We start from the raw sequence: 18,695 nt of genomic DNA, 5'->3' as shown, positions 1-18,695 counted from the left end.
CGATGCGCATTCTGATCGTCAATCCGAACACCACCCTATCCATGACCGAGAAGGCGGCGGCCGCAGCCCGCGCCGTCGCGGGCCCGAACACGGAGATCATCGCGAGGACGTCCAAGTCCGGACCGGCTTCGATCGAAGGCCACTATGATGGCGCGATCGCGCTTCCGGGCGTGCTCACCGAAATCCGGGACGGCGAAGCGGCAGGCGCCAACGCCGCCGTCATCGCATGCTTCGACGATACTGGTCTGGAAGCAGCCCGCGCGCTTGCCCGCATCCCCGTGGTCGGGCTTTGCGAATCCGCTGTGGCGACGGCCGCCATGCTTGCTCAGCGTTTCACCGTCGTGACCACACTCGAGCGGTCGCGTGTGCTTATCGAGAACCTGGTCATACGCTATGGGATGAGTGCCCGGACGAAGGTTCGCGCTGCGGACATCCCGGTGCTGCAGCTTGAGGACAAGGCTTCGCCCGCGTTGGCGAAGCTGCGATGCGAAATCGAGCTGGCGCTCGTTGAGGACGGCGCCGAGGCGATCGTGCTTGGCTGCGCCGGGATGGCCGATCTTGCGCGCGCACTTCAAGCCGAATACGGCGTTCCGGTCATTGATGGCGTATCGGCAGCCGTCAAGCAGGCCGAGGCGTTGGTGTCGCAAGGACTGACGACCAGCAAGCGCGGCTCCTATGCTCCGCCGCTCAGCAAATCCTATTCAGGTCTTATGAGCGCGCTCGCACCGATCTCGGCTTGAGACCGTACCGAGGGAAGCTCTCCGGCCACGGCGGCCAGCTGCGCGTTCGATGTGGCGGCTTCGGCAATGATCCACTCGCGAAACACCTGGATCTTGTTCTGCCGCCGGTGGCTTTGCGGATAGACCAGCCAATAGGCACGGCCATCCCTGACCACATGGTTGAACGGCCGGATGAGTTTTCCGCTGCGAAGCTCCTCAATCACAAAGGTGGAGACGACCATGGCAATGCCATGATCGAGCAATGTGGTGGCCACATCCATTGCCTGGACGTCGAAGATCAGCTCAGTGCCATTGCTGGCCGGCGGTTCCACGCCCGCTTCGGTCATCCAGCGCCGCCACCAGCTGGCGTTGCCGAAGCGCCTCACCGTGAGAACGTCGGCCGGATCCTTCAGCTGATGTTTTTCCAGGAACGTCGGCGTACAGACGGGCATGTATTCGATCGGGAAAAGAGGAAACACTTCATTGCCCGACCAGTCGCCGTTGCCGCTGCGCACCACGAGATCAATCGCATCGCGCTTGAAGTCGATCAGCTCCGTGGACATGTGCACGCGAATGCTGATGTTTGGATGGGCTGTCTGAAACGAGGCGAGCCTGGAACCAAGCCAACTTGAGACGACGGTTGGCAGTACCGAGATGTGCAGGTGATGCTCGGTCTTGTCGGCAATCTCGGAGAACGCCGTACCCAGTAGATCGAGCGCCTCGGTCACCTTCGGCGCAAGCTGCCGTCCGGCAGCCGTCAAGCGCACTTCCCGTGGCAGACGGACAAACAGCGGCGTGCCGGTGCGGTCCTCCAGCAGTCGGATTTGATAGCTGACAGCGGCTTGCGTCATGCCGAGCTCCTGCGCCGCGCGGGTGAAACTCAAGTGCCTGGCTGCGGCCTCGAACGCGCGCACCGCACTCATGGGGGGAATCTTGCTCATGAAGTGAGATAAGCATTCTTTATGGCAGCATGCGAGAAATCGCTTTGCGCGAAACCACCAAAATCCTCAATTTTCTCGCGAACACATCACCACAGAACTGAAGGGGTTAGCAATGCTTAGCGCACTGCGATCGATCATCCTCCACGTCTGGACTTCGGCCAAGAGAGCTGCCGACGCCACGACGACCATCGATACATTCAGCGAGTTCCAACTGAGGGACATCGGCCTGACGCGAGACAATGACAGCATCCGGGCGCGCGCGGGCGATGTTGCTGATCCGTGGCAGCACGTAGCGGGCTCTGATCCGGGCGGTGCCCTTTCGCCGCAGACGCCAAATGATGAAGTCGCGTCGCCGCCCTTGCGACAAACTTTCGACCTCGGCCGAATGGAGAAAATAAAGACATAAACATTTCTTTATACGATTGACGCCGTCGACTTTGCGGGGCATTGTCGAACAATCGTGGTTCTGCGGCTCGTCTGACGACAGGCCGGAGCTAAGAGGGAATTCGGTGCGGCGCCGCAAGGCGCTCATGCCGGAGCTGCCCCCGCAACTGTAAGCGGCGAGCGGTCGTCCAATGATGTCACTGAGGGAGACGCCTCGGGAAGACGGGACGGTTCGTGTTGACCCGCAAGCCAGGAGACCTGCCGCGATAGATAACGTCCACGGGCGGGGTGTCCGATGTGTCGCCTTGACGAGCGAGCCAGTCTCGGTCGTGGATGCGTCGCATTCAAAGCCTTGCCCACAACCTTCGGGGTAAGGAAATGACCATCAAGACAGCCAATCTCGGCTTTCCACGTATCGGCAGCCACCGTGAACTGAAGTTCGCGCTGGAGCGCTATTGGGCCGGCAAGATCGAGAGACAGGACCTGCTCGACGTCGCCGCCAGGCTGCGGGCCGAAAACTGGGCCGCGCAAAAGGCGCGTGGGATCCAGATCATTCCATCGAACGACTTCTCGCTTTACGACCAGGTTCTCGACACATCAGTGCTGGTTGGTGCGGTGCCACCGGCCTATGGCTGGAAGGGCGGCCCGGTCGACCTCGACGCCTATTTCGCCATGGCGCGCGGTTCGACGACTGCCGCCTGCGCGTCCGGTTGCACGCATGGCGGGCCCGACGGGGGCAACCAGGCGCTGGAGATGACCAAGTGGTTCGACACGAACTACCACTACATGGTTCCGGAATTCGCGGAGGATCAGCGCTTCGAGCTGACGCGCAATGCGCCGCTTGACGCCTTCCTCGAAGCCAAGGCGCTCGGGCATGTCACCCGCCCTGTCGTCCTCGGCCCCGTCACCTTCCTGAAACTGGGCAAGGCGCTTGCCGGCGGATTCGACACCATCAATCTGATCGAGCGGCTGCTGCCTGTTTATACGAAGCTTCTCACCGAGCTTGGGGAAGCCGGCGTCGAATGGGTGCAGATCGACGAGCCATGCCTGGTGCTCGATCTCACTGAGCGGGAACGCCAGGCGCTGGCGCTGACCTACCAGACGTTCGCCTCGGAACTTCCGCAGTTGAAAATCATGCTCGCGACCTATTTCGGCGCGGTCAGTGACAACATGCCGACAGCCCTTTCGCTGCCGGTTGCCGGGCTGCATGTCGACCTCGTGCGGGCGCCCCAACAGCTCGACTTGCTACTTCAGACGGTACCGGCACAGCTTGTGCTGTCGCTCGGCGTCGTCGATGGCCGCAATGTGTGGCGTACCGATCTTGCCGGCCTCTTCCGCCGGCTGCAGCCGTTGATCGAGGCGCATGGCCGCGATCGCATCGAGCTTGCACCGTCGTGCTCGCTGCTGCACGTGCCAATCGACCTCGATCTCGAACGAGCGCTCGATCCGGAGCTCGGCTCCTGGCTTGCCTTCGCCCTGCAGAAGCTGGACGAACTCAGCCTGCTTGCCCGCGCATTCGAGCCGGGCCTGGCCAATCCCGAGCAGGTCTTTGCAAAATCGATTGCTGCGGTCGAGGCACGGCTGACCTCGCTCAAGGTCCACGATCCACTCGTTGCCGGACGCTTGAAGAACCTGACGGCAGCAGACAGCCGCCGTCAATCGAGTTTTGCAACGCGCCGGCGCCGGCACGAAGACAGGCTGGCACTGCCGCTCTTCCCGACGACGACGATCGGCTCCTTCCCGCAGACGTCAGAGGTGCGCCAGGCACGATCGCTGCATGCCAAGGGCGAGCTCAGCTATGTCGACTACCTCGCCTACCTGCGCCAGGAGACGGAGAAGGCCGTGCGCTGGCAGGAGGAAATCGGCATCGAGGTGCTGGTGCACGGCGAATTCGAGCGCAACGACATGGTGCAGTATTTCGGCGAGCAGCTCTCCGGCTATGGGTTCACTCAGAGCGGTTGGGTGCAGAGCTACGGCTCGCGCTACGTACGCCCGCCGATCATCTTCGGCGATGTCTCGCGCCCGAACCCGATGACGGTCGATTGGGCAACCTATGCGCAGTCGCTGACGGACAAGCCGATGAAGGGCATGCTCACCGGCCCGGTGACGATGCTGCAATGGTCGTTCGTGCGCGACGACCTGCCCCGGTCGATCGTATGCCGGCAGATCGCACTGGCGCTGCGCGACGAAGTCACCGACCTGGAAACGGCCGGTATCGCCGTGATCCAGATCGACGAACCGGCGCTGCGCGAGGGACTGCCACTGAGACAGGCCGATCGAAAGGCCTATCTCGACTGGGCGGTCGGGTGCTTCCGCATCAGCGCCTCCGGCGTCGGTGACGAAACCCAGATCCACACCCACATGTGCTACTCGGAGTTCAACGACATCATGGCGGCGATTGCGGCAATGGATGCCGATGTCATCTCCATCGAAACCTCGCGCTCGAAGATGGAGTTGCTCGGCGCCTTTATCGATCAGGCCTATCCGAACGAGATCGGCCCCGGCGTCTACGACATCCACTCGCCGCGGGTACCCACTGTCAACGAGATGGTGCATCTGATCGAACAGGCGACCGACGGTCTGACGCCGGCGCAGATCTGGGTCAATCCGGATTGTGGTCTGAAAACAAGGCGGTGGGAGGAAGTTCGCCCGGCACTCGTCAACATGGTGCAGGCGGCGCAAGCGCTGCGGCGATCCTTTGCTGCCGCCCGGCGAGAAGCCGCAAACGCATGATGGGCGACAGCACTATCGAGACGGCGCCGGGGGAACCCCCGGCGCCTGCCACCTGGGTGCAGCCTTGGACAAACGGGCAATGAAATTTGATCGAAGGCTACCTCAGAGGCATTATGAACCCGCCATCGAGCCATGCCGATATCTCAAGCAAATTACACCTCGACGGCGTCGCCTCTATTTACTCGCCCGGTCCATCCACAAACTTGCACGTTGCTTCCGTTATCCCTGCGTCGAGGCACTTCCACTTCTGTTCAACAAGATTCATTATCCTTGTCAGGAAGCGGGAAAAATCCTTGTTGTTAGAACTTCGCGTGCTGACTCCAAACACGTGAGCTTGCGCATCGGCAACACAAGTCGCTAGCTCCAATTCTCTTACATCATCGTTCGCTATAACGAGCCCTCTATCGAATAGTCCGTCCTCTGAGAAATTGATATAGGATGCGCAGTCGCCAGAACCGGCATTCGCAGAACCATCCAAAATACTCTTGACATCCCCATCGAAATGGAACGAGGCCAATTTTTTATAGTCTATTTTCCCGCTGACAATAATTTTATTTTCAAAAATTATACTAATTGAACTCTTCCCAAGTTTCGTTTCTGGTCTCGTATCAACTCTCGCCGCAACGGCTAGCAATTTTATGACAGAGAATGCCACGTCTCTTTGATTTAATGATCCGCCACTTAGACCAATTCCAATATACTCTGGAAAGGGTACAAAATGTAAGACTTCACCACGCATTGGGCCAAAAAAGTCATTATTTTGAGAGGCGTAAGCGGGAGCAGGAATGCTGCACACAACAGCCAGCCCGGCCAAAAAGAAATATTGCCTGACGATGCTTCTTTCAGTCACAGAACAAACCCTACAAGCTGGGGCCAGCCTTGAACGCCAGGAAGCGCATGCCCTACACTTCACGATCGTCTGCCCGCACTCGCCATAGCACCTGACCGCACCCGAAGCGAGAGCGCGGAGACTAACACAACCTTATCTCCCCAGCTCGCTTCGAACGCCAACATCGTGCCACACCTGATGCCGGTAAGATCGCACCGATGGCGCGGACCCATCGCGGGCCCTGTGAATATCAAGTCCTGGGCCGCAAAAGCTTCGACCGGCGCTCACGATCTGAATGGCACGGTCACGTTCCCAACTGGCGGCACTCACGAGATGAGTGTGCCGCCATCCACAGGCTTCGCCGACACTTGTCGTTTACTCCCCGCTATCCACACCCGAAAAAATATTGTCCGCCTCCCAGGTGGCTTCGACATGGAACCTATTGACGCAATTTTCCCGACATATACTATATCTAGTGTTCGAGGTTCTCCCGATTCGCAAGGATTGGGAGCGAAGATGGGAATACGGTGCCGTCGTAGCGATTTCGCTTGGCTAAGCCGTGGCTGCCCCCGCAACTGTAAACGGCGAGCAACTGTCCAGCATTCGGCCACTGAAGCATGATGCTTCGGGAAGGTCCGGACAGAAGCACCGACCCGTGAGCCAGGAGACCTGCCTCGATCGATAAACGTCCACGGGCGGGGTGTCCGGAGAGGTCAGAGGTGTGCATGGGGCAGGATGAAACCTGCCTGATCGTCTCGACGTCTCCCCGGAAGCGCCGTCTTCAACTTCGGGGTGAAGTCATGTCCGCGTCATCGAATTCCTATCATTCGCCAATGAAGAGGCGCGGGAAGCCGCGAATCTGACGAACAACCGCGCCCGGGTCTTCTCGACCCGAGCAAGCGGTCATCCTGCCAGTCCTGCATTTCGCCGGATCGCTTGTGCGTATCCGCATGCCTTTTCATGCCCAGATCCAGCCGACCAAACGAGGAAGAAATGAACGTCACCGTCTACAGCAAGCCCGCCTGCGTCCAGTGCACCGCAACCTATCGCGCGCTCGACCGCCAGGGCGTCAACTACGAGGTGATCGACATTTCGGTCGACCAGGACGCGTTCGAGACGGTCAAGGGCCTTGGCTACATGCAGGTTCCCGTCGTCATCGCCGGTCCGGAGCACTGGGCAGGCTTCCGCCCCGACAAGATCAGCGCGCTGTCCTGAAGCCGAGGTACGGCGCGATGGGGCTGATCGTCTATTTTTCTACCCGCTCGGAAAACACCCATCGCTTCGTCGGCAAGGTCGGCCTGCGCGCCAGACGCATTCCCGTCAGCACGACTGACGCGCCGCTCGACGTGCACGAACCCTATGTGCTCGTCGTCCCGACCTATTGCGGCGACGACGGTCGGGGTGCCGTGCCCAAACAAGTGATCCGCTTCCTCAACAATGCGGACAACCGCTCCCACATCCGCGGCGTGATTGCCGCGGGCAACAGCAATTTCGGCGCGACCTACGGGATCGCCGGCGACGTGATCTCGGCCAAGTGCCAGGTGCCCTATCTCTACCGGTTCGAACTGTTGGGAACCGATGAGGACGTCGCCAATGTCAAAAACGGGATGGAACGATTTTGGACGTCTCAACACTCGAACGCCCCTTGAAGGCGACGGAATCGGCGCTCGATTACCACGCGCTGAACGCCATGCTGAACCTCTATGACGAGGACGGCCGGATACAGCTCGACAAGGACCGGTTGGCGGCAAAGCAGTACTTCCTGCAGCACGTCAACCAGAACACTGTGTTCTTCCATAACCTGCGCGAAAAACTCGATTACCTCGTCACCGAGGGCTACTACGAGCAGGAGATTCTCGACCAGTATTCGTTCAACTTCGTGCGCGACCTGTTCGATCACTCCTATGACAAGAAGTTCCGTTTCCCGACCTTTCTCGGCGCCTTCAAATATTACACCAGCTACACGCTGAAGACCTTCGACGGGAAGCGCTACCTCGAGCGCTACGAGGACCGGGTCTGCATGGTGGCGCTGACGCTGGCGCGCGGCGACGAGGCGCTGGCGCGCGACATGGTCGACGAGATCATCTCCGGTCGCTTCCAGCCTGCGACCCCGACCTTCCTCAACGCCGGCAAGAGGCAGCGCGGCGAGCTCGTCTCCTGCTTTCTGCTCAGGGTCGAGGACAACATGGAGAGTATCGCGCGCGGCATTAATTCGGCGCTACAATTGTCGAAGCGCGGCGGCGGCGTGGCGCTGTCGCTCACCAACATCCGCGAGGCCGGCGCCCCGATCAAGCAGATCGAAAACCAGTCGTCCGGCATCATTCCCGTGATGAAGCTGCTGGAGGATTCGTTCTCCTACGCCAACCAGCTTGGCGCCCGCCAGGGTGCCGGCGCCGTCTATCTCAACGCCCACCACCCCGACATCATGCGTTTCCTCGACACCAAGCGGGAGAACGCCGACGAGAAGATCCGTATCAAGACGCTGTCGCTGGGCGTCGTCGTTCCCGACATCACCTTCGAACTCGCCAAGAACAACGAGGACATGTACCTGTTCTCGCCCTATGACGTGGAGCGTGTCTACGGCGTTGCCTTCACCGACATCTCGGTCACGGAAAAATACCGGGAAATGGTCGCCGACAGCCGGATCCGCAAGAAGAAGATCAAGGCGCGCGAGTTCTTCCAGGTGCTGGCCGAAATCCAGTTCGAGTCGGGCTATCCCTACATCATGTTCGAAGACACGGTGAACCGCGCCAACCCGATCGCCGGCCGCATCACCATGAGCAACCTCTGCTCAGAAATCCTCCAGGTCAGCGAAGCCAGCGAGTACAATGACGACCTGTCCTACAAGCACCTGGGCAAGGACATCTCCTGCAATCTCGGCTCGCTGAATATCGCCGCCGCGATGGATTCGTCCGATTTCGGCAAGACGATCGAGACATCGATCCGGGCGCTGACCGCGGTCTCCGACATGAGCCATATCGCCTCGGTTCCCTCCGTCGAGAAGGGCAATGACGACAGCCATGCGATCGGCCTCGGCCAGATGAACCTGCACGGCTATCTCGCCCGCGAACGCGTCTATTACGGTTCGCAAGAAGGCATCGACTTCACCAATATCTATTTCTACACGGTGACCTACCACGCCATCCGCGCCTCGAACCGCATCGCGGTCGAACGCGGGTCGAGCTTCAAGGGCTTCGAGAACTCGAAATACGCCTCCGGCGAGTATTTCGACAAATACACCGAGCAGGAATGGAAGCCGGCAACCGAGAGGGTGCGCGAACTGTTTGAAACCGCTGGTGTGCAGATCCCGACGCAGGAAGACTGGCTGGAACTCAAGAGGGCGGTGATCACCTCCGGCCTCTACAACCAGAACCTGCAGGCGGTGCCGCCGACCGGCTCAATCTCCTACATCAACCATTCGACCTCCTCCATCCACCCGATCGTTTCGAAGATCGAGATCCGCAAGGAAGGCAAGATCGGCCGTGTCTACTATCCGGCCGCCTTCATGACCAACGACAATCTCGACTACTATCAAGATGCCTATGAGATCGGCCCGGAGAAGATCATCGACACCTATGCGGCGGCGACCCAGCATGTCGACCAGGGCCTGTCATTGACGCTGTTCTTCAAGGATACGGCGACGACCCGCGACATCAACCGCGCGCAGATCCATGCCTGGAAGAAGGGCATCAAGACGATCTACTACATCCGCCTTCGTCAGATGGCACTGTCCGGCACGGAAGTGCAGGGCTGCGTCTCCTGCGCACTGTGATACTCCGGGGAACACGATGAACATCCAAGTGAAGACCAAGGCGCCCAAGAGCCCGCGGGCCGTGCGCGCCATCAACTGGAACCGTATCGAGGACGACAAGGACCTCGAGGTCTGGAACCGGCTCACCGGCAATTTCTGGCTGCCGGAAAAGGTGCCGCTCTCCAACGACATTCCCTCCTGGGCAGCACTTCGGCCGGAAGAGCAGCAGCTGACGATCCGCGTTTTCACCGGCCTGACCCTGCTCGACACGATTCAGACGAGCATCGGCGCGCCGACGCTGATGGCGGACTCGATCACGCCGCATGAGGAAGCTGTTTATTCCAACATCTCCTTCATGGAGGCGGTGCATGCCCGCTCCTATTCCTCGATCTTCTCGACGCTTTGCTCGACGCCTGACGTCGACGACGCCTATCGCTGGTCGGAGGAGAACGAACACCTCCAGAAGAAGTCGGCGCTCATTCTCGAGCACTATCGCACAGCGGATCCGTTGAAGCGCAAGATTGCCAGCGTCTTCCTCGAGAGCTTCCTGTTCTACTCCGGCTTCTATCTGCCGATGTACTGGTCGAGCCGCGCCAAGCTGACCAACACCGCCGACATGATCCGCCTCATCATTCGCGACGAGGCGGTGCACGGCTATTACATCGGCTACAAGTTCCAGAAGGGCCTGGAGCGGTTAAGCGACGAGCGTCGGCAGGAGATGAAGGATTTCGCCTTCGACCTGCTGCTCGAACTCTACGACAACGAGGCGAAATATACCGAGTCGCTTTACGACAGCGTCGGCCTGACCGAGGACGTGAAGAAGTTCCTGCATTACAACGCCAACAAGGCACTGATGAACCTCGGCTATGAGGCGCTGTTTCCGGCCGACGCCTGCAAGGTCAATCCGGCAATCCTGTCGGCGCTGTCGCCGAATGCCGACGAGAACCACGACTTCTTTTCGGGGTCAGGCTCCTCCTATGTCATCGGCAAGGCGGTTGCGACCGAAGACGAAGACTGGGATTTCTGACAAGCGCGCCGCACTCCGTTGCTGAGCCAATAGCAAAGCGGCCGGTGAAGACGAGAAGGTCTTCACCGGCCGTCCTGTTTCAACTGCGCGAAGCGAGGTGGTGTTACTCCGCCGGCACGACACGGCTGCGGCCGATGGTTGCCTGTGTCAGCAGGAACGCGCTGACCGCGCAAATCGCAATGCCCGCGGCCATCGGAAGCGCCGTTCCGTTGAAGAAGACGGCAGCAACGATCATGGCGACAGCCGCCGTGACAAAATGCAGCGTCCCCATCAGCGCCGATGCCGTGCCGGCAATCTCGCCGTGATCCTCGAGCGCCAGCACCGCGGAGGTCGGGATGACCAGACCGAGCGCACCGTAGCCGACGAACAGGAAGACGGCCATGACCGGCAACTGGTTGAAGCCGAGGCTCATGACGATGAACATGCTGGTCATGGTCAAGGCAAAGCCGGCGACGGCAAGCTGCATGACCCGGACGAGACCGAAACGATCGCCAAGCCAACCCGTTGCCTGCGAGACCGCGAAGAACGATACCGCGTTGATCGAGAAGGCGAAGCTGTATTGCGTCGGCGTCAGGCCATAATGATCGATCAGCACGAAGGGCGAATTTGCGAGGTAGACGAGGAAGCTCGAAATGCCGAGGCCACCGATGAAGGTGAGCGTCAGGAAGTTCCGGTCGCTCAGAAGCAGCCGGTAGGCGGCAATCGCGCTGCCGAAATTGCTGTCGGCCCTGTCCTTCTTCGGACGGGTCTCAGCCAATTGGGTCGACAGCAGGATCAGGCCAATGAAGGCTGCGATCATGACGGCATAGAAAACGCCGCGCCAGCCGTAGAACTCGATGACGGCGCTGCCAGTCAGAGGCGCCAGGATCGGCGAGATGCTGAACACCAGCATCAGCAGCGACATCAGGCGTGCCGCCTGAACGCCGGTGTGCATGTCACGAACGATGGCGCGCGGAATGACCATGCCGGCGGCACCGCCAATACCTTGCAGGAAGCGGAAGGCGATGAGCGTTTCGATATCGGTCGCGAGCGCGCAGCCGATGCTGGCCAGCGCGAACAGGCCGATGCCGAGATAGAGCGGCGCCTTGCGGCCCCACATATCCGAGAGTGGGCCATAGACGAGCTGGAAAATTGCAAAGGAAATGAAGAAGGCGAGCAGGCTAAGCTGCACGACACCGGTCTCTGCGGCGAGATCCTTGCCGATCGACGGCAGCGCGGGGAGATACATGTCGATTGCGAAAGGCCCGATCGCTGAAATCAGACCGAGGACTATGGCAGTGCGTAGAAAGGACGCCGTCATGGTGATGATCTTTCAGAGGTCGCGAAACGAACGAGGACGCGCGCCTGCATTCGTTGCCGCCGGGATTGAAACTGGAATGAGCCGGTCGTGCCAGGATCGAACGTCCGGGAGACGCATCCTGCGCTGACCTATGTGGTCCATAATTTTGGACACACATGTCAAATTAGACACTATTGTCCAAACCGTCAACATGTCCTATCGTCGGATCATGAAAAAACGACAAGCCGCCTTGCCGACCGCCGGTGGCCCCACCCAGAAGGGTCAATGCGCCAAACGCATCTCGATCCTCGACGCCGCCGCAGAGGTCTTCTGCCGCGAAGGCTTTTCCGGCGCCAGCATAGACGAAATCGCCGCGGAAGCCTGTGTTTCCAGGCAGACCATCTACAATCACTACCGCGAAAAAGAGACGCTGTTCATGGCGGTGGTGCAGGATATCCTCGACCGAACCAACGCCGCGCTGTTCTCGATCCTCGCGACCTTCCCGCAACGGGCAGACAATCTCGAGGACGACCTCACTGCCTTTGCAGTGCGCCTCAACGGGAACTGCATCTGCAATCAGGACGGCAAGTTCATCCAGAAGCTGGTCGAGACCGAGGGAGAGCGATATCCCGAGCTGATCAGGATCTGGCGCGAACAGGGACCGGGCAAGATCGGCGCGGCACTCTCGGCACTGTTTGCCCGGCTTGCCCACGCGGCCCCGCTTGAGATCGACGACCTCGACTTGGCCGCTCGGCAATTCCTGGCCTTGATCAAGGCGGACATGCAGATAGCCGGTCCTTTTGGCGAAGCTCCAACGGAGGAGCAATTGCAGACCTCTGCCCGCAACGCCGTCAGGACCTTCCTGCGCGCCTATGGCAGGGTCGAGACCGAACGAGCCGAGAAAAAAGCCGGTCGCCTCGACCAATCGGCTTGACCGCCAGTCGCTCTGACCAATTCAGTCACCCTGACGTCTTCGCGACGCACCTAAGACCAACGCCCCTCCGCATCTCCGATCACCTAACCAGTGATCTGGAACCCCTGCACCGGATCGGGCAGGGCGACCGGTTCGGTTTCGACGCTGACGACAGAGGCATCCGCCGGCCCCATCCAGAGCCGCTCGACCATGTTTGCGAGCGCAGCATCGGAGCCGACGATCATCGCCGCCACCGATCCGTCGCGCTCGTTGCGCACCCAGCCGGTCACGCCGAGGCGCTCGGCCTCGCGGCGGGTCCAGATACGGAAGCTGACGCCCTGTACCCTTCCGCTGACACGAACCAGCATCGCCTTGCGCTCTCTGATCATGATCGCACCTGTTTTTTGTTATAGAAGAGAAACTGGAGCGAAGGCGAACAAAGACAAGCCACCTGACGTTGCGGGCGCCTGCGACGCCGGGCCGTTTCCACATCGGGCGAAGTTGCGGAATGGCTCCGTCGCCTTGTTTTGACGCATTTCCGGACGGAAGACCGCTTCGCAGTTCTCCTGGAAATTTCCTATGGCGCCGCCGCCAAAATGCGTCCCTTCATGTTGGGATGAAAGCGGCAATAATAATCGATCAGCCCCGCCTCCCGCACGACGAGACTTGCGGTCTTCTTCGCCGGGATCAACACCTCCCAACCACCCTTCACGGTCGCTGTATGGACGAGGATGTCCCTGTTGACCCACTCGATCGTGTCGCCGATGCGTGCCTCGATCTCTGCGGGAACAAACGCCATTTTTTCGATCGTCACGCGGATTGTCTCTGCTTGAGCATCCACTGCGCCATTGCCGAGCAGGAGCCCGGCAATGGCAACGAGATAAAACCCGGATCGCATGGCTGCGCCCTACTTCAGCGATGCGGCAACATGTTCTGCATGCTGCTGGTGGCCTTGAAAGATCTTCAAGCCGGTCTCAAGCAGTGCCTTAAGTTCGGCATTGCTGGCCGATGGAATGAGCAGGGTCTCCAGGGCTCCGTTCACCTGCTTGTGGTAGGCGACTTCATTGTCGACATAGGCTTTATCGAAGCTCGCGCCGTCGAGCGTGGCAAGCTTGGCACGTTCGTCGTCAGCTGCTTTCGAGAGCGCCTTGCTGGTATCGTTGTCCTCCGGCGTCACCTTGAGTTTCTTGACGAGATCGAGCGCCTGCGTATTCACCGCCTCATGGTCGCGCATCATATCTTCGGCAAACGAAACGACGTCCTTGTTGCCGGACTTCGAGATCGCAAGCTTGGCATTTTCCACATCGATCACTCCGGCCGTATAGGCGATGTGAGCGATCTGTGGGTCGGTCGGCTTATCCGCTGCCTGTGCCGGGATCACAAGCCCGAGCAGGCAAAGCGTGACGAGCGCGGTCATTGGCCGAATGTTCATGGAAACCTCCTTGTTCCGCGCAGGGCGCGGACCCTGTTTGCAGTTGACATCCATTGGATGCCGCCTGCCCGCAAAGGTTCCCGCCGGTCAGCTGGAAAGGCCAAGCCGCTTCATGACCGCCGCGGTCAGCCGCGCACAGCGCCGCCCGGCAAAGGGGAAAGCATCGAGCAAAACTGGGCCGATCTGCTCATGCAACTGTTTGCGCACCAGCTGCCGCGCCCGATGCAACCGTGTCTTGACCGTCTCGGGGCGTAACCCAAGCAGATCAGCCGTTTCCTCCACGCTCAGCCCCTCTATCACCCGCGCGACGAAAACCGTTCTGTAGATATCGGGCAGATTGTCGGTCGCCCGTTCGACGAGTTGCAGGATCTGCCGCTGCGCCATCGTGCGTTCGGGATCATCGGCACTTGCCGGCAGCGGGAACTGGATGATCGTCGCATCGCGGCCATCGCCGATCGAGCCCAGGGCGTCGGCTTTGCGGCGTCCCCGGCGCAACCGGCCGAGCGCCTCGTTGATGACGATGCGTGACAGCCAGGTTCCAAGCGACGATTCGCCACGAAAGCTTGCGAGATGCGCAAAGGCCAGCACATAGGCTTCCTGCACGATGTCTTCGGCTTCACTGTCGTTTCGAACGACGCCTCGGGCAATGCGGTAGAGGCGCTGGTTGTGAACCTGCATGATCGCTAGGAAGGCTTGCCCGTCACCGGCGATCGCCCTTTGCGCCAGTGCCACATCCGCGGTCGGGTCCGTGATCGCCAGCGCGCCTGTTCGAATGTCTGCCATGGCCGAGCCTCCCGCAGCATTAGATGCACGGTTCCGCCAAAGGTTCCCGTCATTTTTCCAATTGCAGACACCGTGCCGTTCTTTTTGGAACCTCTTCAGAGAATGCGGTTGCGCCATTGTGGTCCTGCCTTGGCCGCCTGACGTCGAATGGCCTGCCGACCACTCAAGTGAGAGGCGTCTAAATTTCTCGCGTTACCCTGTTAATCTTTTCATCGCGTACTTTTAAAAATTGACGCGCGCAAAGTTTTATGGTTTTTACATCATCGCCAAGACGGTGATGGGAGGCCCCTCCTGCTTGGCCGCCAAGACCAAAGGCCCACATCGTTTCCAAGGGAGGAAACCCATGAACATGCCCCGTATTCTCAAGGCGCTTGTCGCCGGCACGGCACTGACCCTGATTGCTTCCGCCGCATCGGCCGAAGGCATCGGCGCCTCGCTCTTGACCCAGCAGCATCCGTTCTACATCGAGCTTGCCGACGCGATGAAAGCCGAGGCGAAAGAGAAGAACGTCGCGCTCGAAGTTGCGATTGCCAACCAGGATCTCAACAAGCAACTCGCCGACGTCGAGGATTTCATCGTCAAGGGCGTTGACGTGATCGTCATTTCGCCGGTCGACAGCCAGGGCGTGCGCGCCGCGATCGAAAAGGCCGAGAAGGCCGGCATCAAGGTGATCACCGTCGACGTGCCTGCCAACGGCGCGACCGTCACCTCGCATATCGGCACCGATAATTTCACCGGCGGCGTCAAGGCTGGCGAACTGATGGCAAAGGTTCTCGAGAACAAGGGCAAGGTCGCCGTTATCGACTACCCAACCGTCCAGTCGGTCGTGAACCGCGTCAACGGCTTCAAGGAAGCGATCGCCAAGCATCCGGAGATGGAAATCGTCGCCATCCAGACCGGCATCACCCGCGCCGAAGCACTCGCAGCGGCACAGAACATGCTGCAGGCCAACCCTGACATCACCGGCATTTTCGGTTTCGGTGATGACGCAGCGCTTGCTGCAGCGGTTGCCGTCAAGGCGGCGGGCCTCGAATCCCAGGTCAAGGTCATCGGCTTCGATGGCATGAAGGAAGCCCGCGACGCTGTCGACACCAACCCGGTGATGGTCGGCGTGATCCAGCAGTTCCCCGACCAGATGGGCAAGCAGGCCGTCGACACTGCCGTCAAGGTTGCCGCCGGCGAACAGGTTCCGGCCGAACAGCCGATCGTGCCCGGCGTCTACACCGCAAAGTAAGTCCTCCCAGGACAGCCGCCGCCCGAGGGCGGCGGCACCAACACGACGAACGCCTCCGCCTGCTGCCGACAAAAACGGGCAGCAATTCGAAGTGCTACAGCGACCTTTGCGCGTCTGATGAGACACGTTGCGCTGCAGCCCGGAGGCGCTTCTCGGCGCGATCCAAGGAGGCCGCCATGCATGGTTCGACCACGGACACCGTTCTCAACATCAGCAATGTCACGAAGTCATTCGGGCAGGTTGCCGCGTTGAAGAGCATGCGGCTCGATGTCCGCCGCGGCCGCGTGCATACGCTGCTCGGCGAAAACGGTGCCGGCAAATCGACATTGATGAAAATTCTTGCCGGCGTTCACAGCGCGACGTCAGGCGACATTACCCTCGACAATCAACCCTATCGCCCCACCAACCCGCAGCAGGCAGCAGCGCTCGGGCTTGCGATCGTGTTCCAGGAATTGAGCCTCTGCAACAACCTGACGGTGGCGGAGAATATTCTGGCGACGCGCGAGCCGCGCAAGTTCGGCTTCATCAACGATAAGGCGCTCGTTGCCAGGGCAAGGTCGATCGTCGCTGAACTCGGGCTGCCGATCGACGTCACCGAGAAGGTCGGCAATCTCTCGATCGCCCAGCGGCAGCTGGTCGAGATCGCCAAGGGCCTCAGCCATGAGGCAAAGGTCGTCATTCTCGACGAGCCGACCTCGTCGCTCAGCGACAGCGAGGCCGAGATCCTGTTCGACATCATCGGCCGGCTGAAAAGCCGCGGCGTCGCGGTCATCTATATTTCCCACCGCATGGAAGAGATCATGCGGCTCAGCGACGACATCACCGTCATCCGCGATGGTGAGTATGTCTCCACTCACGATCGCAACGACGTCACGATCGAGGCGCTGATTGCGCTGATGGTCGGCCGTCGGATGGAGGAGATCTATCCGCCCCCAATCCACTTTCGCTCGACGGAGATTACTTCGGATCAGCCTCCGGTCCTGGCGGTCGAGCGTCTGACGCGCGACGAGGAATTCGCCGATATTTCCTTCACGGTCGGCGCCGGCGAGATCCTCGGCTTCTTCGGCCTCGTCGGCTCAGGTCGCTCCGAAGTGATGAACGCACTGTTCGGCATGAAGAACGCGAGCGGCACGGTTCGCCTCGACGGCAAGGAGGTTCGCTTCCGCTCGCCGGCCGAAGCGATTGCCCGCGGCATCGGCTTCGTCACCGAAAACCGCAAGGAAGAAGGCCTCGTGCTCGGGCACAGCGTCGAGTGGAACATTTCCATGGCGGCATTGCCTGACTTCACCGGCCCGTTTGGCTTTACCCGCGGCAGCGCCGAGCGCAAGGCAGCGGCAGCCGAGGTCGGCAGGCTTGCCATCAAGACGCGCTCGCTCGACACGCCGGCAGTCTCTCTCAGCGGCGGCAACCAGCAGAAGATCGTGCTCGCCAAATGGCTCCTGACCCGGCCGAAGGTGCTGATCCTCGACGAGCCGACCCGCGGCGTCGACGTCGGCGCGAAATTCGAAATCTACAAGATCATCCGCCAGCTGGCGGCCGAAGGAACGGCGATCCTGCTGATCTCCTCCGAGCTGCCGGAGGTGCTTGGAATGAGCGACCGCGTGGTCGTCATGCATGAAGGCGTGCTCGGCGCGACCCTCGCCGGCACCGACCTTACCCCCGAAACGATCATGGCGCACGCGACAGGTTTCCAATCATGACCCAGCAAACTGCAGCCCAGGCCGCCCTCGTCAGGGCATTGAAGCAATATGGCGGCATCTTCCTCTCGCTGGTGATGCTCTGCGTCATCTTCTCGTTCCTCAATCCCCGGTTCATGTCGGTCGTCAACTTCATGAACATCCTGCAGCAGGTGGCCGTGATCGCTATTGCCGCCTTCGGCATGACCTGGGTGATCCTGCTCGGTGAGATCGACCTGTCGGTCGGCTCGATCATCGCAGTCGCCGGCATGGTCGGGGCGCAATGTTTCGCCTTCGGGCTCGGCTTCGGCCCGGCACTCGCGGTAACTATCGTGGCGGGCGCGCTGATGGGGATGCTCAACGGCGTGTTGACGGCAAAACTGCTACTGCCGTCGTTCATCGTCACCGTCGCCACGATGGGCATCTATCGCGGCCTCGTCAGCCTGCCGACCAACGGCGCGCCGGCGATGATCGACAACGCGACATGGACCGCCATCGGCACCGAGAGCTTCCTCCGCCTGCCCATCATCATCTGGGTCGTTGCCGTGCTCTTCGTCATCAACCAGATCGTGCTCAGCAAGACGAGCTTCGGTCGTCGCGCCTATCTTACCGGCGGCAACCGCGAAGCGGCTGTTTATTCCGGCATCAAGGTCGATCGCCTCAAGATCATCATCTTCATGATCTCGGGCGTGATGGCGGCGATCAGCGGCGTGCTGCTCTCCTCGCGCCTCTTTTCCGCCCAGACCAATGCCGGCATGAGCTACGAGCTCGATGCCATCGCCGCGGCCGTTCTCGGCGGCACCTCGCTTGCTGGCGGTGTCGGCACCATGGTCGGCACGCTCATCGGCGCGCTCATCATCGGCGTGATGAACAACGGCATGAACATGCTTTCCATCCCCTATTTCTACCAGCTCATCGTCAAGGGCCTCGTGATCCTTGTCGCCGTTTGGCTCGACGTTCGCGCCAAACAGGCAAAGCGCTGACCCGGCACGAG

The 18,695-nt window shown here is 60.4% G+C and carries 17 protein-coding genes and 2 riboswitches; of the genes, 10 read left to right on the top strand and 7 right to left on the bottom strand.

Going from position 1 to position 18,695, the window contains the following annotated elements:
* The first annotated feature begins 2 nt into the window (after positions 1 to 2).
* The gene (locus ASD52_RS03130; RefSeq protein WP_057221902.1) at positions 3 to 740 is read left to right on the top strand and encodes an aspartate/glutamate racemase family protein; all 738 of its coding nucleotides are present in this window, start codon (positions 3 to 5) and stop codon (positions 738 to 740) included.
* On the opposite strand, the gene ASD52_RS03125 is transcribed toward ASD52_RS03130, so the two are convergent.
* Positions 698 to 1,642, bottom strand: a complete 945-nt coding sequence (locus ASD52_RS03125) for a LysR substrate-binding domain-containing protein (RefSeq protein ID WP_057222832.1) — start codon at positions 1,640 to 1,642, stop codon at positions 698 to 700. The two genes, ASD52_RS03130 and ASD52_RS03125, sit on opposite strands and share 43 nt — an antisense overlap.
* Positions 1,643 to 2,104: 462 nt before the next feature.
* Positions 2,105 to 2,325: riboswitch (cobalamin riboswitch) on the top strand.
* A gap of 97 nt (positions 2,326 to 2,422) precedes the next feature.
* On the opposite strand from ASD52_RS03125, the gene metE reads away from it, so the two are divergent.
* The gene (gene metE / locus ASD52_RS03115) at positions 2,423 to 4,777 is read left to right on the top strand and encodes a 5-methyltetrahydropteroyltriglutamate--homocysteine S-methyltransferase (protein WP_057222830.1); all 2,355 of its coding nucleotides are present in this window, start codon (positions 2,423 to 2,425) and stop codon (positions 4,775 to 4,777) included.
* A gap of 178 nt (positions 4,778 to 4,955) precedes the next feature.
* Here the strand turns inward: metE and ASD52_RS03110 are convergent, their stop codons facing one another.
* Entirely contained in the window at positions 4,956 to 5,627 is a 672-nt protein-coding gene (locus ASD52_RS03110) for a hypothetical protein (RefSeq protein WP_128090410.1), read from the bottom strand.
* A 444-nt stretch (positions 5,628 to 6,071) separates the two neighbouring features.
* Positions 6,072 to 6,298: riboswitch (cobalamin riboswitch) on the top strand.
* 301 nt (positions 6,299 to 6,599) lie between these two features.
* On the opposite strand from ASD52_RS03110, the gene nrdH reads away from it, so the two are divergent.
* From nrdH to nrdF, 4 genes are read left to right on the top strand one after another with little or no spacing between them, the layout of a single operon-like run.
* Positions 6,600 to 6,821: a glutaredoxin-like protein NrdH gene (nrdH, locus tag ASD52_RS03105; RefSeq protein WP_025429316.1), complete on the top strand. Its 222-nt coding sequence runs from the start codon at positions 6,600 to 6,602 to the stop codon at positions 6,819 to 6,821.
* Between the two features lie 17 nt (positions 6,822 to 6,838).
* Positions 6,839 to 7,255, top strand: coding sequence for a class Ib ribonucleoside-diphosphate reductase assembly flavoprotein NrdI (gene nrdI / locus ASD52_RS03100; protein ID WP_057222828.1), 417 nt, complete (start codon positions 6,839 to 6,841; stop codon positions 7,253 to 7,255).
* Complete coding sequence (nrdE, locus tag ASD52_RS03095) at positions 7,225 to 9,378, top strand: class 1b ribonucleoside-diphosphate reductase subunit alpha (RefSeq protein WP_057222827.1); 2,154 nt, start codon at positions 7,225 to 7,227, stop codon at positions 9,376 to 9,378. Before nrdI ends, nrdE begins: the two co-directional genes overlap by 31 nt.
* Positions 9,379 to 9,394: 16 nt before the next feature.
* A complete protein-coding gene (nrdF, locus tag ASD52_RS03090; RefSeq protein ID WP_057209892.1) occupies positions 9,395 to 10,384 on the top strand; it encodes a class 1b ribonucleoside-diphosphate reductase subunit beta in 990 nt (329 codons plus the stop codon).
* A gap of 103 nt (positions 10,385 to 10,487) precedes the next feature.
* Here the strand turns inward: nrdF and ASD52_RS03085 are convergent, their stop codons facing one another.
* Positions 10,488 to 11,684 carry a multidrug effflux MFS transporter gene (locus tag ASD52_RS03085; protein WP_057222826.1) on the bottom strand — a complete coding sequence of 399 codons (1,197 nt, stop codon included), beginning with the start codon at positions 11,682 to 11,684 and terminating at the stop codon, positions 10,488 to 10,490.
* Positions 11,685 to 11,892: 208 nt separating this feature from the next.
* Between ASD52_RS03085 and ASD52_RS03080 the strand changes: the two genes are divergently transcribed.
* Positions 11,893 to 12,597 (top strand): TetR/AcrR family transcriptional regulator, encoded by a 705-nt coding sequence (locus ASD52_RS03080; RefSeq protein WP_057223378.1) that lies wholly within the window; start codon positions 11,893 to 11,895, stop codon positions 12,595 to 12,597.
* Positions 12,598 to 12,680: 83 nt separating this feature from the next.
* Here ASD52_RS03080 and ASD52_RS03075 read toward each other — a convergent pair whose 3' ends face one another.
* The 4 genes from ASD52_RS03075 to ASD52_RS03060 form a co-directional block, all read right to left on the bottom strand.
* Positions 12,681 to 12,965, bottom strand: a complete 285-nt coding sequence (locus ASD52_RS03075; RefSeq protein WP_025429322.1) for an acylphosphatase — start codon at positions 12,963 to 12,965, stop codon at positions 12,681 to 12,683.
* Between the two features lie 188 nt (positions 12,966 to 13,153).
* Positions 13,154 to 13,474, bottom strand: coding sequence for a cupredoxin family copper-binding protein (locus tag ASD52_RS03070; protein ID WP_025429323.1), 321 nt, complete (start codon positions 13,472 to 13,474; stop codon positions 13,154 to 13,156).
* Between the two features lie 9 nt (positions 13,475 to 13,483).
* Positions 13,484 to 13,993 (bottom strand): DUF4142 domain-containing protein, encoded by a 510-nt coding sequence (locus ASD52_RS03065; protein WP_225906270.1) that lies wholly within the window; start codon positions 13,991 to 13,993, stop codon positions 13,484 to 13,486.
* Between the two features lie 102 nt (positions 13,994 to 14,095).
* The gene (locus tag ASD52_RS03060; RefSeq protein WP_025429325.1) at positions 14,096 to 14,791 is read right to left on the bottom strand and encodes an RNA polymerase sigma factor; all 696 of its coding nucleotides are present in this window, start codon (positions 14,789 to 14,791) and stop codon (positions 14,096 to 14,098) included.
* A 343-nt stretch (positions 14,792 to 15,134) separates the two neighbouring features.
* Here ASD52_RS03060 and ASD52_RS03055 point away from each other — a divergent pair, with 343 nt between their 5' ends.
* From ASD52_RS03055 to ASD52_RS03045, 3 genes are all read left to right on the top strand, one after another.
* Positions 15,135 to 16,025, top strand: coding sequence for a substrate-binding domain-containing protein (locus ASD52_RS03055; RefSeq protein ID WP_025429326.1), 891 nt, complete (start codon positions 15,135 to 15,137; stop codon positions 16,023 to 16,025).
* Between the two features lie 176 nt (positions 16,026 to 16,201).
* Positions 16,202 to 17,725 carry a sugar ABC transporter ATP-binding protein gene (locus ASD52_RS03050; RefSeq protein WP_057222825.1) on the top strand — a complete coding sequence of 508 codons (1,524 nt, stop codon included), beginning with the start codon at positions 16,202 to 16,204 and terminating at the stop codon, positions 17,723 to 17,725.
* On the top strand, positions 17,722 to 18,684 hold the full coding sequence (locus ASD52_RS03045; RefSeq protein ID WP_057219226.1) for an ABC transporter permease: 963 nt from the start codon (positions 17,722 to 17,724) through the stop codon (positions 18,682 to 18,684). The genes ASD52_RS03050 and ASD52_RS03045 overlap by 4 nt, the downstream gene beginning before the upstream one ends.
* Positions 18,685 to 18,695 lie beyond the last annotated feature (11 nt).

This window comes from Ensifer sp. Root142, from assembly GCF_001426785.1.
GTDB lineage: Bacteria > Pseudomonadota > Alphaproteobacteria > Rhizobiales > Rhizobiaceae > Ensifer > Ensifer canadensis.
This window is presented reverse-complemented; position numbering and strand designations above follow the sequence as displayed.